The following is a 14,273-nucleotide window of genomic DNA, read 5'->3' as shown; positions in this document are numbered from 1 at the left end:
CGCCAGTGCCCTCGCCCGGGGGCGCTGGCGGGTCAGCCTGGTCTAGCGGGTCAGGCGGGTGGGCGGGTCAGCTGGGCAGGCGGGGACCGGCTTCGCGCTGCTCGGCCAGCCAGGTCTCCACCTCGTCGGAGGTGCGGGGCAGCCCGGCCGACAGGTTGACCGCGCCGGTCGCGGTGACCAGCACGTCGTCCTCGATCCGGATGCCCACACCCCGCAGCTCGGCGGGGACCAGCTCGTCCTCCGGCTGGAAGTACAGACCGGGCTCGACGGTGAGCACGTAACCCTCGCCCAGCGCGCCGTCGCGGTACGTCTCCTTGCGGGCGTTGGAGCAGTCGTGCACGTCGATGCCGAGCATGTGGCCGAAGCCGTGCAGCGTCCACCGCCGGTAGACGGTCGACTTCTCGTCCATCGCCTCGTCCACGCTCACCGGCAGCAGGCCCAGGTCGGACAGGCCCTCGGCCAGGACCCGCATGCAGGTCAGGTGGACGTCCTTGAACTTCACGCCGGGACGGATGGCCTCGATGCCGGCCTGCTGCGAGGCGTACACGATGTCGTAGACCTGGCGTTGCAGGGCGGTGAACCGACCGTTCACCGGGAGCACCCGTGTGACGTCGGCGGTGTAGAGGTTGCGACCCTCGACGCCCATGTCCATCAGCAGCAGGTCACCCGGTCGGGTGGCGCCGTGGTTGTGGACCCAGTGCAGGATCGTGGCGTGCTCGCCGGCACCGACGATCGAGCTGTACCCGACGTCATTGCCGTCGTGACGGGCCCGCAACGCGAAGACGCCCTCCAGGAGCCGCTCGGAGACCGCCCGGTCGGCCGGCAGGATCCGGGCGACGTCCTCGAAGCCGCGTACGGTGGCGTCGATCGCGTCCTGGAGTTGGCCGATCTCCCACTCGTCCTTGACCAGCTTCATCTCCGAGATGGCGATGGCCAGCTCGCGGTCCCGGGCCGGCTGGCCCTCGGTGCGTGGCCCGTCGTAGGGGCGGACGGCCGCGTCCACCTGGGCGTCGAAACCGCGCAACACCCGGGTACGCCCCGGAGCCAGGTCGGCGAGCGTCGCCTCCAGGCCGGTCAGGTCGGCGGTCGGCAGGCCCAACTCGGTCGACTTCTCGCTGAGGGTGTGCCGCCGGCCCACCCACAGCTCGCCGTTGCGGCTGCGGAAGAACTCGTCGGTCTCCCGGGAGGACCGGGGCCGCATGTACAGCGTCGCGTCGTGCCCCGAGCCGTTCGGGCGCAGCACCAGGACGCTGTCGGCGTCGTGGTCGCCGGTCAGGTAGGCGAAGTCGCTGCCCGGCCGGAACGGGTAGTCGGTGTCGTTGGCCCGGACCTTCTCGGTGCCGGTGGGGATCACCAGCGTCTCGCCGGGGAACGCCGCCGAGAGGGCCGCCCGCCGCTTGGCGTAGTTGGGCGTCTCCGGGCGGGGCGTCACGGGAAGCGCGGTGTCGCTCCAACCCTGCCGCATGAAGGACAGGAACGCCTCCGGGAAGTCCGGATCGTGCGATTCCGTACCGTCCGTCGGCGTACCGTCGGTCTGTCCCTCGGTCATTGCGCCGCTCCCTCCGCTTCGTTGCTGGTCCCGACGGTACCGCGCGTCCGGTTGGCGGTGACGCCCCCTCGGAGTCGGGTGGATCGACGGACGGCTGCAAGGGCCGACAGCGCGCGTGGAAAGATGGCCACCATGTGCGGACTTCTGGCCTTCTTCAGCGCGAACGGCAACGCCGCAGCGCATCGCGACCACATCGCCGGAGCGTTGGAATGCCTGCACCACCGCGGCCCCGACGAGACAGGGGTCGAGGTGGTCGGCGACGCCTCCGGCCGGTACGCGGACGGCGTGTTCGCCCACAAGCGGCTGGCCATCATCGACGTCGCGTCGAGCCACGAGCCACTGCCCTACGCGAACGGCCGTTACCTGCTGACCTTCAACGGCGAGATCTACAACTACATCGAGCTGCGCGAGGAGTTGATCAGAAACTTCGGCGCCCAGTTCGCCACCGCCGGTGACGGCGAGGTGATCGTCGCGGGCTACCACTTCTGGGGTGAGCAGGTGCTCACCCGGCTGCGGGGCATGTTCGCCTTCGTCATCTGGGACCGGCAGGAACGGCGGGCGTTCGGTGCCCGCGACTACTTCGGCATCAAGCCGATGCACTACCTGGAGACCGCCGACGGCCTCTACCTGGCCTCGGAGAAGAAGGCGCTGCTGCCGTTCGCGCACAGCAACTACCAGGGCGACGCGGGCGTCGACACGGCGAACCTGAGCCACTACCTGACCCTCCAGTACGTCCCCGAGCCCGGCACCCTGCACAAGGGCATCAGCCGGATCGGCTCCGGGGAGTACCTGAACTGGACCCCGGGCGGCCGGATCGACGTACGCCGGTGGTACCGGCCGGTGTTCCGGCCGGCGCCGGTCGACGACGAGCAGAGGCTCTACCACGAGATCCGCGAGACGCTGCGGGAGAGCGTGCGCATGCACATGCGCTCCGACGTACCGGTCGGCTCGTTCCTGTCCAGTGGCATCGACTCCACAGCGGTGGTGGCGCTGGCGCGGGAGTTCAACCCGAACATCCTGACCTTCACCGTCGGCTACGACGTGCCGGGTTACTCGGAGATCGACGTCGCCCAGGATTCGGCCCGGCACCTCGACGTCACCACGATCCCCACCAAGATCGGTCCGCAGGACATGATCGACGCGCTGCCGAAGATCGTCTGGCACCTTGACGACCCGGTGGCCGACCCGGCGCTGGTACCGCTCTACTTCGTGGCGAAGAAGGCCGCCGAGCACGTCACGGTGGTGCTCTCCGGTGAGGGCGCGGACGAGTTCTTCGGCGGTTACACGATCTATCGGGAGCCGCTGTCGCTGGGCAGCGTCAACGGTCTGCCCGGCGGTGTGCAGAAAGGGCTGCGCGCGGTCTCCAAGGCGATTCCGCAGGGGGTCAAGGGCAAGAGCTTCCTGGAGCGCGGCACCACCCCGATCGAGGAGCGTTACTACGGCAACGCCCGGATGTTCACCGAGGAGGAGAAGCAGCACCTGATGCGCCGCTACGACCCCTCGGTGCGCTACACGGACGTCACCGCCCCGATCTACGCCGAGTGCACCGAGCTGGACGACGTCACCAAGATGCAGTACGTCGACCTCTACACCTGGCTGCGCGGCGACATCCTGGTCAAGGCCGACCGGATCTCGATGTCGCACTCGCTGGAGGTGCGGGTGCCGTTCCTCGACCGTGAGGTGTTCGACGTCGCGGCGAAGATCCCGGTGGACCTGAAGCTGCCGCCGCGCTCCGACGCCACCAAGTACGCGATGCGTCAGGCGTTGCAGGGTGTCGTGCCGCCAGCCATCGTCAACCGCAAGAAGCTGGGCTTCCCGACCCCCACTCGGGTCTGGCTGCGTGGCGAGATGTACGAGTGGGCCCGGCACGTGCTGAGCACCTCGGGCGCGGGTGACCTGCTGGACCTGTCGTACGCGCTGCGGCTGCTCGACGAGCACAAGCGGGAGGAGGCCGACCACTCCCGCAAGGTGTGGACGGTGCTGATCTTCTGCATCTGGCACGCGATCTTCGTGGCCAAGACCCTCGACCCGGGTATCCAGCGCAACCAGTCCGCCCTGCTCACGAAGCCGGTGGTCGGTTCCATGGTCCGCTGACCCGGCCCAACGTCTCCAATATGATCAAGAGGTTTGCGTCACCCGAGTTGCTCCAGGTGACGCAAACCTCTTGATCATCTAGCCGGGGTGGGGCCTCAGCGCCCGGCGCAACTCACCGTGGGGACGCCGTTGGTTCCTGTGGAGCTGGCCAGGAAGCCGAACGTCGCGGTCCCCGACGGCGCGATAGTGCCGTTGTAGGCCACGTTTGTCGCCGTCACGGACGAGCCGGACGACGTCTGTGTCGCGCCCCAGATCTGGCTGATCGCCTGCCCGTTGGGCCAGGTCCAGCTCGCGGTCCAGCCGGACAACGCCGAACTGCCGTTGTTCGTGATCGTGACATCGCCCTGGAAGCCACCCTGCCAGGAGCCCGACACCTTGTAGCTGGCCGTGCAGGCGCCACCGGCCGGCGGCGGGGTGGTGGTCGGCGGCGGGTCGGTCGGACCCGGCGTCGGCGTGGTCGGCGTGGGGGTAGGCGACGTCGTGCCACCCCGGATGCCGGTCACCTGGCCGTTGCCACCGTCGAAGACCACGTCGGAGCAGCCGAAGAAGTTCTCCTGTGAGTCCGAGCGGACCCAGCGGGAGTAGATGATGTGCTGGCCGCTCTTGCCCGAGGGCAGGTTGCCGCTGAAGTAGTAGTGCCCGTCGTTGCTGCCGACCGAGCCGCGCTGCGGCGGGTTGGTCACCGTCAGGAACGGCTCCTCCAGGTCACTCCAGGCCAGGGCCCGGGTCGGGCTCCAACTGTTCTTCGTCACGTAGAAGTAGAACGTGCCCGGGTGGTGCGCCCAGTTGCTGTACTTGAAGTCCAACCGTGCCCCGGCGGTCAGGTGGGTCAGCGGCCAGTCGGTGCGGGGCAGGTCGTAGCCGCGGAAACCGGTGGCCCCGCCGCTGCACAGTTGCCCGTCCGGGATGAAGCCGGTGGTCCGGCCGCCAGCGTCGGAGCGCAGCACGCTGAACCAGTTGTAGAGGGAGTTCGTCCCGCTCTGGGCCACGGCGGCGGAGCACGCGGGGTTGGTCGGCCTGATCTCACCGGTCGTACTGAGGCCGTCCTGCCAGCACAGGTAGGTGCGGCTGCCGGGCGTCATCGCCGCGCCGTGCGCGGCGGCCGGCTGTGGAGTGGATGCCAGGGCGACAGCGCCGAGCGCGAGGGTCATGGCCGCGGTGAGCAAGGCGGCCATACGGGAACGGTTCACAGGTTCTCCTGACTCGCGAGGGGCGCTGGCTGAGCCGCCCCGCCGCAATCGGGTGGGATGTGGCGTGATCGCCCCGCTGTCGTGAGCGGTGCGACGATCACGGCGACGTGCCCCGGCGGAAAGCAGCCGGTGGACGTGCGCCGTCGACGGTCCTGTCCTGGACCGGTGCCCTCGCGTCTAACCAACCCGGCAACCGGCGGCGCCGCAGCCCTCGCACCGCCCGATACGCGTCATCCCACCACGCCGCAGCGACCGAGCGCAATAGTCATTCCTCGATGTATGAGAAGACCCGCCGGTCGTCGTTGGACGTCATATCCTGCGTACGGGGAGCGGGGACGGGGAGGCGGCCGCCGGTGCCGGACGTGTTCGACGAGGTGCACCGCCGGTGCCGCGACGGCGAGGCAGTCGCGCTGGCCACCGTGGTGGCCACCTGGCACTCCGCCCCGCAGCCACCCGGCGCCGCCATGGTGGTCGCTACCGACGGCACGGTCATCGGCAGCGTCTCCGGCGGCTGTGTCGAGGCCGATCTCTACGAACGGGCCCGCCGTGTGCTGGACACCGGCCAACCCGAGCTGTGCCGCTACGGGATCAGCGACGACGACGCGTACACAGTGGGCCTGACCTGCGGCGGCATCCTCGACGTGTTCGTGGAGCGCGTCGACGCGAGCGCCCTGCCGGCGCTGGAGGCGGTCGCCGCAGCCCGAAGCGGCGGCCACCCGGCGGCGATCGTCACCTGCGTGGCCGCCGACGCCAACGACGATCCACCCGCCGACGCCGGCAGGTCACCGACCGACCCCGCCCGGCGGCTCGGCCGGCGGCTCGTGCTGACCGGCCAGCGGTCCGTCGGCTCGCTCGGTGACGACCGGCTCGACGACGCGGCCAGCGCCGACGCCCTCGGGCTGCTCGCCGCCGGGCACAGCGGCATGCTCCGGTACGGGTACCACGGGCAGCGCCGAGGCGGCGGCGTCAGCCTCTTCGTGACCGCGTACGCCACCCCGCCCCGGATGATCGTCTTCGGTGCGATCGACTTCGCCGCCGCGGTGGCCCGGATCGGCGCGTTCCTCGGCTACCGGGTCACCGTCTGCGACGCCCGGCCGGTCTTCGCCACCGCGCGGCGCTTTCCCGAGGCGGACGAGGTGGTGGTGCAGTGGCCGCACCGCTACCTGCGTACCGAGTTGGCGGCCGATCGGCTCGACGAGCGGACGGTGGTGTGCGTCCTCACCCACGACCCCAGGTTCGACGTGCCGTTGCTGGAGTTGGCGCTGCGTCACCCGCTGGCGTACGTGGGCGCGATGGGCTCACGCCGTACCCACGACGAGCGACACAAGCTGTTGAGCGAGGCGGGGCTCAGCCCGGCGCAGCTCGCCCGGCTCGCCTCCCCGATCGGGTTGGATCTCGGTGGTCGTACCCCCGAGGAAACCGCTGTGAGTGTGGCCGCGCAGATCGTCGCGGCCCGGTGGGGCGGCACCGGTCGCCCCCTCGCCTTACTCGACGGGCCGATCCACCAGCCGGGGTAGCGCGCCCGTCGGTGCGCGGCCTTCGGCGCCCAACGGGCCGTGCGCTGTGCCAGCCTGGTGCCACGGAGGTCGGCTCGGCGATCGGCGGCCGGTGGCGACGACGAGAGGATCGGCATGGGATACGCGGTGGTGCTCGGTGAGGCGCTCGTCGACCTGCTCGACAGCGATCTCGAAGGGGAGCGGGTCTATCGGCAGGCCATCGGCGGCGGGCCGCTGAACGTCGCCGTCGGGGTGGCCCGCCTCGGCGGTGCGGCACAGTTCGTCGGCTCGCTCGGTGACGACGCGCTGGGCGGCCGGATCCGCGCCTTCCTCGCCGCGGCCGACGTCGGGGTGGCCGGTGCGATCACGGTCCCGGCGCCGACCACGCTCGCAGTGGTCACGTACGCCGGGCCGGAGCCGGACTTCCGTTTCTACGGCGAGCCGGCCTCCTACGGACTGCTCGGTCCCGACGATCTGGACCTGGCGTTGCTGGAGGGCGCCGACGTGCTTTACTGCGGCTCGATCGTGCTGCTCCGACCCGCTACGCTCGCCGCCGCCCGCCGTGCCTGGTCGCTCGCCGCCGGCCTGCGGGTCTTCGACCCGAACGTACGTCCCCGGCTGCTGAACGGGCCGGGCGCGCTGGAGGGGCTGCGCGAGGTGGTGGCCGAGTTCGCCGCCGGCGCGCACCTGGTCAAGCTGAGCGCAGCCGACGCTGTGCTGCTCTACCCCGGTGAGCCGGTCGAGGGGGTGGCGGCGTACCTGCGTGAGTTGGGGGCGGCCACTGTGGTCGTGACGCTCGGCGCGGCCGGTGCGGTGCTGGCTGCCGCCGACGCCGACCCGGTCCGGGTGCCGGCCCCCAAGGTCAACGCGATCGACGCCACCGGCGCGGGTGACTCGGTGATGGCCGCGCTGATCGCCGACCTGCTCGTCGACGGCGAGCCGGACAGCCCGCCGGGCTGGACCGAGCGGGTGGCCTTCGCGCTACGGGTGGCCGGCCTGGTCTGCGAATCCCCGGGCGGCGCCACCGCCATGCCCACCCGCACCGCAGTACAAAACCGCTTCAACACCTAACCCTAACCCCAACCCCAACCCCGCGCCCCGCCCCCCGCCCCCGCGCCCCTTCCCCGGCGTCGATCTTGCAGTTTCTGTTGACGTTTCGTCAGCTGTGCCCTCCTTTCGCCCCGCAGAAAGTGCAAGATCGCGCGCTCGGGCGGGGCGGGAGCGTGGGGGCGGGGGGAGGGTTGACCTCGGGGATTTGTGAACGTTAACATCGATGACGCGCGATGGAAACGTGGGCGTCGTCGGGGAGGTTCTGATGCGGGTGGTTCTGGTACCTCTGGCGTTCCGCCACGTTGCGGCCCTACTGGTCATGCTGCTCGTGGCTGCCGGGATGGTCGTCGCCCACCCGCCCGAGCGGGCCGCCGCGTGGGACAACGGGGTGGCCGACACCCCGCCGATGGGGTGGAACAGCTACGACTCGTTCAACTGGCGGGTCACCGAGACCGACGTCCGGGCCAACGCCGACTACATGGCCACGAACCTGCGGCAGTTCGGCTGGGAGTACGTGGTGATCGACTGGGCCTGGTACTACCCCGGTCAACACAACAACAGCCCCAACCAGGACGCGAACCTGCAACCCCGGCTCCGGATGGACGCCAACGGCCGGCTGCTGCCGGACACGACCCGGTTCCCCTCCGCCGCCGGTGACAACGGGTTCAAGCCGCTCGCCGACTACGTCCACGCGAAGGGGCTGAAGTTCGGCGTCCACCTGATGCGGGGCATTCCCCGCCAGGCGGTCGCCGACAACGTCCCGATCCTCGGCACCACCTGCCGCGCCAACCAGATCAACAACACCACCACCGCGGCCTGGCTCAACCTCATGTGGGGCCTGAACATGTCCAACCCCTGCGCGCAGACCTACCTGGACTCGATGTTCCAGTTGCTGGCGTCCTGGGGTGTCGACTACGTGAAGGTGGACGACATCGCCGCCCCGACGTACCGGCAGTCGGAGGTCGAGGGGTACCGGACGGCCATCCAGCGCAGCGGCCGACCGATGGTGCTGAGCCTCTCGCCCGGCCCGACCTCGCTGTCCAGCGGCGCACACGTCCAGGCCAACGCGCACATGTGGCGGATCGTCAACGATCTGTGGGACAACTGGTCGTCAGTGGACGCGCTCTTCGACCAACTGCGCAACTGGACCCCGTACCGCGCCACCGGCGCCTGGCCCGACGCCGACATGATCCCGATCGGCCGGCTCTCCAAGTACGGGCCGGTTGGTTCGCCGCGATACTCCAACCTGACGTCGGACGAGCAGCGCACCCTGATGTCACTGTGGGCGATCAACCGTGCGCCACTGATGTGGGGCGGCAACCTGGTCGAGAACCGCGCCGCCGAGCTGGCGTTGATGACCAACGCTGCGGTTCTGGGAGTTAACCAGAACAGCGCGAACAACCGTCAGCTCTACGGTGGCAGCCGGCAGGTGTGGGTCGCCGACGTGCCGGGCAGCAACCACCGGTACGTCGCCCTGTTCAACAGGGACAGCAGCGCGGCGCAGGTTTCGGTGAACCTCGCCGACCTCGGGATCGGGTCGGCCGCCGTGACAGACCTGTGGTCCGGCGCGGCCCTCGGCACGGCGACCGGGACCCTCACCCGGTCGCTCCCGGCCCACGGCGCCGGGCTGTACCGGCTCGCCCCGGACACCACGGTGCCGGTGCCGAGCGCGTACACCCTCGCCGCGCGGCACAGCGGCAAGCTGCTGGACGTCAACAACAGCGCGACCACCGACGGTGCCGAGGTGGTGCAGTGGGCCGCCAACGGTCAGCCCAACCAGCGGTGGCGGTTCCAGGACGCGGGTGGGGGTTACCAGACGGTGGTCAGCGCGCACAGCGGAAAGTGCCTCGACGTGTACGGCGGCGCGGGCGCCACCGCCGACGGCGTACGGGTCACCCAGTGGACCTGCAACGGCGGCACCAACCAGCAGTGGCGGGTGCAGGACCTCGGCACGGGTTACGTGCAGCTCGTCGCCCGGCACAGCGGCAAGTGCCTCGACGTGCTCAACTCCGCCACCACCGACGGTGCCCGCGCGGTGCAGTGGACGTGTGGCACCGGCACCAACCAGCAGTGGCGACGCACCTCGGTGTAGGCCGTCAGGCCGTGCCGTTCAGTTCCAGGTAGCCGCGCTGGGCGGCGACCAGGGCCGGGCGGGCCCCGAAAGGGGCCTCGGCGGCCACCCGCTCCGGCGGGGCGCTGCCGGTGTGCGCGGCCCGGATCAGCCAGGCCAGCTTCGCCAGCTCCGCGTGCTGGGCCCGGACGAAGTCGACGTCGACCGGGTCGCCGTGGCCCGGGATCACCACAGTGCGCGCGGTGGTGAGTCGCAGCAGGTCCGCGACCGCGTCCGGCCACCGCAACGGGTACGAGTCCTCGAAGGCGGGCGGGCCGCTCTGCTCCACCAGGTCCCCGGCCACCAGCACGTCGGCGTCCGGCACGTGCACCACAAGGTCGGCCTCGGTGTGCCCCCGCCCGGGGTGGCGCAGCAGCACCTGTCGACCGCCCAGGTCGAGCACCGTCTCGACGTGCACGGTGTGCGTGGGAGCGAGCAGCGGGGTGTCGGCCAGCTCGGCGGCGAGCGCCGGGTGCTCCGTGCGCACCTCCTCGTACGCCTCCCGGCGCAGCCGCTCCGGCTCCTCGCGCAGGGCGGCGGCGGCCAGTTCGTGCGCGTACACCGGGCGGGGTGGGTCGCCGGCCAGGACGGCGTTGCCGAAGCAGTGGTCGTAGTGGTGGTGGGTGTTGACGAGCGTCAGCGGACGGTCGGTGACCGCCCGGACGGCCGCGGCCAGTTCGGTGGCCTGGGCGGCCGACGAGAGCGTGTCCACCAGTAGCGCCTCATCGTCGCCGACGACCAGTGTGACGTTGACCCGCAGCAGCGGTTCGGCCAGCACGTGTACCCGGTCGGCGACCTCGACGAAAGCGGCGTTCACGACGCCCGCCCGGCCCGTTCGACGAAGCGGCCCCGGTCGACCAGGATCCGGTCCACCCGGCCCCGGGCCACCGTCTGGTCACCGTCGCTGACCGTGACCTCGAACGACAGCCGGCGACCGTCGACGGTCGCCAGCAGCGCCTGCGCGCGGACCGTCCGGCCGACCACTGTCGGCGCCAGGTGCTCCAACTCGACCCGGGTGCCCACTGTCGTGGAACCGGGCGGCATCCCGGTCGCCGTCGCCGCGACGGTGGCCGCCTCGGCCAGCGCCAGCACCCGGGGGGTGCCCAGCACCGGTACGTCCCCGGAGCCGACCGCCTGGGCGGTGTCCGCGTCGGTGACGGTCAACTCGACCTGGGCGGTCAGACCCGGCGCGAAGGCCGGCTCGGGCTGCTCCTGCATGGTCGTCAGCCTAGGTGCTCGCTGGACCCGTCGAGCACGCGCCCGACGATCCGCACGCGACCACCCCCGGACGCGCAACGGGTGGTCCCCGTCGGTCGATGCCGTACCCGTCGTTAACCTTGACCCCGATGGCCGTCGCGACTGACCCCCAGCCCCCCGCCCGGACCGACCCGCCCGCGTCCCCGGACGGGGGTCGTCGGCGCGTCGTCGCCATGACCGTCTGGGCGGTCGCGTTCGTCGCCGCGTGGCTGGCCATCGGGCTGCCCACCGACCCGACGTACGCCTTCGTCTGGATCTGGCTCGCGACCATCGCCTGGAACAGCGAACGGCCGTGGCGTAATCACCTGCGCTTCGCCCGGGACTGGGTGCCGGTGGTGCTGCTGTTCGTGATCTACAACCTCTCGCGTGGGTTCGCCGACAACGGGGCCACGCCGCACGCGATGGAGTTGATCGTCGCCGACCGGTTCATGTTCGGCTGGGCCACCGGCGGTGAGGTGCCCACCGTCTGGTTGCAGCAGCACCTCTACCACCCGCAGGTGCACTGGTGGGATGTCGCGGCGAGCTGGGTGTACTTCTCCCACTTCGTGGTGGCGCTGGCCGCTGCCGCGGTGCTCTGGCTGCGTGACCGGCGCCGCTGGGCCGCGTACATGCGGCGGTGGGGTTTCCTCTGCGCGGCCGGCCTGGTCACCTACTTCATCTACCCGGCTGCCCCGCCCTGGTGGGCGGCCCAGAACGGCCTGCTCACCGAGGTCGCCCGGATCTCGACCCGGGGTTGGAAGGCGTTCGGCATGCACGGCGCCGGCAATGTCCTCAACGCCGGCCAGATCGCCTCGAACCCGGTCGCCGCGATGCCGTCGCTGCACACCGCGTGGGCGTTGTTCGTGGTGCTGTTCTTCCTGACCGCCACCCGTCGCCGCTGGTGGCCGCTGCTGCTCGCCTACCCGCTGGCGATGACCTTCACCCTGGTCTACTCGGGTGAGCACTACGTGATCGACGTGCTGGTCGGCTGGGCGTACGTGGGGCTGACCTTCCTGGTGGTCGGCCTGGCGGAGCGCGGCTGGGCGGCGTGGCGTGTCCGCCACCCGAAGGCCGGAACGCAACCACCCCCCGACCCCCCGCACAACGAGCCGGAGCCCCCAACCCCACGCGGCCCGGAAACCACCACCACGAACACCCCGGTCCCCGCCGACCGCTGACCCACCCAAGGCCCGCCCCCGCCCTGGTTGATCAAGAGGTTTGCGTCACCGCGTGCTCGATTCTTGACGCGAACCTCTTGATCAACAGGCGGTCAGGGGGGAACGGAGGGCTGGGAGGGGCGGGGTCAGGGTTGGGGGGTGGTGGTGCGGGCCTGGTGGGCTCTTGTCGTCAGGTCGGCTGCCAGGGCCCAGGCTTCGGCCAGGTCGCGGTCCTGGGCGGTGGCACCGGAGCCGCCCGCCGTGTCCGCGTGCACGGTGGCCAACCCGAGACGGCGCTGGATGGGCCCCTGGACCACCCGCACGCTCTGGATCCGGGCGTACGGCACGATCACCAGTTGCCGGGTGAGCCGCCCCGACCGGGTGGCGAACACCCGCTCGAACAGCCCCGCGCCGAACGCGGCACGGCCCAGCGGGTGCAGCCAACGGGTCCGGCGCGGCGGCGGGCTCAGCGGGAGAGCGTCGAGGCGTACCCCGGGAAGCACCTCGGCGACGATCATCGTCGCCGTCGGCAGGTCGCCGACCGGCAGCAGACGGTCGGGCCGGTTACGGTCGTCGGCCTCCGCGACGGAGTAACCGGCCACCTCCAGCCGTAGCCGCAGCCAGCCCTTCACCCGCCACAACAGTGGCCAGGTGGCCCGCACGGTCTGCACCCGCTCCAGCGGCACGGTCTGCGCCCGTGTCTCCAGCAGGCCGTTGTGCACCCGCAGCGTGCCGCCGTCGCGGGCCAGCCGGAAGTTCCAGTCGTCGAGGACGCGGCGGATCGGTTGCAGCAGCACACCCGCCATCGCGGTCAGGGTGCTCGCCACCGCGACGAACGACCACGAACCGGCGGTGAGGAACTGCACCACGACGAAGGCCACACCGAACGGGAGCAGGAACGCCTGGGGAGTGAGCAGTTGGCTGATCAGCAGGTTCTGGTTGCTCACCGCGTGCAGTGGCCGGCCCGGTACGGCCGCCGGTGGCACCGTCGCACCCGGGGCCACCGGGGCCGCCGCGTCGGCGGGTACGGGCTGCTGCGCCACCCGCCCGGCCAGCACCAGCAGACGTTCGCGCAGCACTGCCGCGTCGCCCACCCCGAGGTACGCCAGTGGCGCCTCGGTCTTGCCTCCGCCGACCACCTCCAGGCGCAGCTCGGCCAGGCCGGTGAGCTGGGCGAGCAGCGGCCGGACCACCTCGACGGCCTGCAACCGTTCCAACGGGATGGCCCGGGTACGCCGCCAGAGCAGCCCCTCGTACACCCGTAGTTCCCGGCCGACGACGTGGTAGCCGGTGTTGTACCAGCTGATCACCGACAGCACTGTCGCGCCGAGCGCCAGCACCGCCACCATGGCGGCGAACCAGCCGAAGCCCACCCGCGACAGCGTCGACCAGGACAGCCCGGCGATCACCACGACCAGGGACTTGGCGCCGTGCAGCACCGGGCTGAGCGGGTGCAGTCGTTGCCGGGGTTCGCCCTCGCCACCGGCCGGTGGTGCCGGCCACGGCGCGGGCGCCCCGGGCGGCACCGGCCCATCAGCTGCCGCGCCAGGCGGCACCCGTCCAGGCGGTGTCGCGCCATCACGAGCCGTGCCAGCGGGCAGCAGCGGCCCCGGTGGTGTCGGGCCGGTGGGCGGCACGGTGCTCGGCTCGGCGGGCCCGTCGCTCATCGGAGCGGCCCTCGGTGCGGTCGGCGGCTGCCCGCGTGGGTGCTCACAGCCCTTCCGCCCGATCCTCGCCGAGCGCGGTGAGTCGATCGCGCAGCCGGGACGCCTCCGCCGGGCGCAGCCCGGGCACCCGGGCATCGCTCGCCGCCGCCGCCGTGTGCAGCTGCACGGTGGCCAGGTCGAAGGCGCGCTCCAACGGCCCGGCGCTCACGTCGACGAACTGCATCCGCGAGTACGGCACGATGGAGAGCCGGCGCACCAGCAGCCCGTGCCGGACCAGCAGGTCGTTCTCCCGCTCGGCGTACCCCCAGGCCCGGACCGCGCGGACGATCGCGATGGCCCGCCACGCGCCGAGCACCAGCACGACGGCCACGGCGAGCCCGAACAACCAGTGGCCGCTGAACGCCCAGGCGACCCCGGTGACCGCCAGCCCGATGGCGACCACGATCGCCAGCCGGATCAGCTCCACCCAGATCAGGTCGGTGGAGATCGGCTGCCAGTTGACAGTGTCCGGCCAGGGCTCCAGCGGACCCCGGCCACCCGGCACGGCCGTCATCAGCGCGCCGGAGTCGGGCGGCAGGAGGCCGGGAGGCGGCAGGTCGGGTGGGCGCTGGTCGGCGGCGGGCGCCGGCCGGTGACCGGGTGGCAGCGCACCCGGTGGCAGCGGGGCGGGCGTCGAGACATCCGGCGCGGTGGGCTCCGGGCCGAGCGTGCCGGGTGCGGGGAA

The 14,273-nt window shown here is 71.5% G+C and carries 11 protein-coding genes; 5 read left to right on the top strand and 6 right to left on the bottom strand.

The genetic code is table 11. The annotated features are described in order from the left end of the window. Window positions 1-67 precede the first annotated feature (67 nt). The gene (locus AB0B48_RS01870; RefSeq protein ID WP_357194456.1) at window positions 68-1,549 is read right to left on the bottom strand and encodes an aminopeptidase P family protein; all 1,482 of its coding nucleotides are present in this window, start codon (window positions 1,547-1,549) and stop codon (window positions 68-70) included. A 132-nt stretch (window positions 1,550-1,681) separates the two neighbouring features. On the opposite strand from AB0B48_RS01870, the gene asnB reads away from it, so the two are divergent. Further along, window positions 1,682-3,643, top strand: a complete 1,962-nt coding sequence (asnB, locus tag AB0B48_RS01865; RefSeq protein ID WP_357194453.1) for an asparagine synthase (glutamine-hydrolyzing) — start codon at window positions 1,682-1,684, stop codon at window positions 3,641-3,643. A gap of 95 nt (window positions 3,644-3,738) precedes the next feature. On the opposite strand, the gene AB0B48_RS01860 is transcribed toward asnB, so the two are convergent. Then, window positions 3,739-4,818, bottom strand: a complete 1,080-nt coding sequence (locus AB0B48_RS01860; RefSeq protein WP_357194476.1) for a lytic polysaccharide monooxygenase — start codon at window positions 4,816-4,818, stop codon at window positions 3,739-3,741. Window positions 4,819-5,186: 368 nt separating this feature from the next. Here AB0B48_RS01860 and AB0B48_RS01855 point away from each other — a divergent pair, with 368 nt between their 5' ends. From AB0B48_RS01855 to AB0B48_RS01845, 3 genes are all read left to right on the top strand, one after another. Beyond that, window positions 5,187-6,350, top strand: a complete 1,164-nt coding sequence (locus tag AB0B48_RS01855) for an XdhC/CoxI family protein (protein WP_357194450.1) — start codon at window positions 5,187-5,189, stop codon at window positions 6,348-6,350. Between the two features lie 114 nt (window positions 6,351-6,464). Next, window positions 6,465-7,400: a PfkB family carbohydrate kinase gene (locus tag AB0B48_RS01850; protein ID WP_357194447.1), complete on the top strand. Its 936-nt coding sequence runs from the start codon at window positions 6,465-6,467 to the stop codon at window positions 7,398-7,400. Between the two features lie 244 nt (window positions 7,401-7,644). Continuing rightward, complete coding sequence (locus AB0B48_RS01845) at window positions 7,645-9,471, top strand: RICIN domain-containing protein (protein ID WP_357194444.1); 1,827 nt, start codon at window positions 7,645-7,647, stop codon at window positions 9,469-9,471. 4 nt (window positions 9,472-9,475) lie between these two features. Here the strand turns inward: AB0B48_RS01845 and AB0B48_RS01840 are convergent, their stop codons facing one another. Continuing rightward, window positions 9,476-10,306 (bottom strand): MBL fold metallo-hydrolase, encoded by an 831-nt coding sequence (locus AB0B48_RS01840; RefSeq protein ID WP_357194441.1) that lies wholly within the window; start codon window positions 10,304-10,306, stop codon window positions 9,476-9,478. Continuing rightward, entirely contained in the window at window positions 10,303-10,707 is a 405-nt protein-coding gene (locus AB0B48_RS01835) for a hotdog domain-containing protein (protein ID WP_030488289.1), read from the bottom strand. The genes AB0B48_RS01840 and AB0B48_RS01835 overlap by 4 nt, the downstream gene beginning before the upstream one ends. 128 nt (window positions 10,708-10,835) lie before the next feature. On the opposite strand from AB0B48_RS01835, the gene AB0B48_RS01830 reads away from it, so the two are divergent. After that, window positions 10,836-11,903 (top strand): phosphatase PAP2 family protein, encoded by a 1,068-nt coding sequence (locus AB0B48_RS01830; RefSeq protein WP_357194438.1) that lies wholly within the window; start codon window positions 10,836-10,838, stop codon window positions 11,901-11,903. A 125-nt stretch (window positions 11,904-12,028) separates the two neighbouring features. Here AB0B48_RS01830 and AB0B48_RS01825 read toward each other — a convergent pair whose 3' ends face one another. Both AB0B48_RS01825 and AB0B48_RS01820 read right to left on the bottom strand, forming a co-directional pair. Further along, window positions 12,029-13,549, bottom strand: a complete 1,521-nt coding sequence (locus AB0B48_RS01825; RefSeq protein WP_357194435.1) for a PH domain-containing protein — start codon at window positions 13,547-13,549, stop codon at window positions 12,029-12,031. A gap of 43 nt (window positions 13,550-13,592) precedes the next feature. Further along, window positions 13,593-14,102, bottom strand: coding sequence for a PH domain-containing protein (locus AB0B48_RS01820; protein ID WP_355009731.1), 510 nt, complete (start codon window positions 14,100-14,102; stop codon window positions 13,593-13,595). Window positions 14,103-14,273 lie beyond the last annotated feature (171 nt).

Source organism: Micromonospora sp. NPDC049089, assembly GCF_040648775.1.
Lineage (GTDB): Bacteria > Actinomycetota > Actinomycetes > Mycobacteriales > Micromonosporaceae > Micromonospora.
Note: the sequence above shows the minus strand (reverse complement) of the source record. Positions and strands in the feature narration are given on the sequence as shown.

What these genes read in the sequence shown, in the direction of transcription:
- AB0B48_RS01870 (WP_357194456.1), bottom strand. Translation starts at nt 1,549, where the DNA reads ATGACCGAGGGACAGACCGACGGTACGCCGACGGACGGTACGGAATCG.
- asnB (WP_357194453.1), top strand. Translation starts at nt 1,682, where the DNA reads ATGTGCGGACTTCTGGCCTTCTTCAGCGCGAACGGCAACGCCGCAGCG.
- AB0B48_RS01860 (WP_357194476.1), bottom strand. Translation starts at nt 4,818, where the DNA reads ATGGCCGCCTTGCTCACCGCGGCCATGACCCTCGCGCTCGGCGCTGTC.
- AB0B48_RS01850 (WP_357194447.1), top strand. Translation starts at nt 6,465, where the DNA reads ATGGGATACGCGGTGGTGCTCGGTGAGGCGCTCGTCGACCTGCTCGAC.
- AB0B48_RS01845 (WP_357194444.1), top strand. Translation starts at nt 7,645, where the DNA reads ATGCGGGTGGTTCTGGTACCTCTGGCGTTCCGCCACGTTGCGGCCCTA.
- AB0B48_RS01835 (WP_030488289.1), bottom strand. Translation starts at nt 10,707, where the DNA reads ATGCAGGAGCAGCCCGAGCCGGCCTTCGCGCCGGGTCTGACCGCCCAG.
- AB0B48_RS01830 (WP_357194438.1), top strand. Translation starts at nt 10,836, where the DNA reads ATGGCCGTCGCGACTGACCCCCAGCCCCCCGCCCGGACCGACCCGCCC.
- AB0B48_RS01825 (WP_357194435.1), bottom strand. Translation starts at nt 13,549, where the DNA reads ATGAGCGACGGGCCCGCCGAGCCGAGCACCGTGCCGCCCACCGGCCCG.
- AB0B48_RS01820 (WP_355009731.1), bottom strand. Translation starts at nt 14,102, where the DNA reads ATGACGGCCGTGCCGGGTGGCCGGGGTCCGCTGGAGCCCTGGCCGGAC.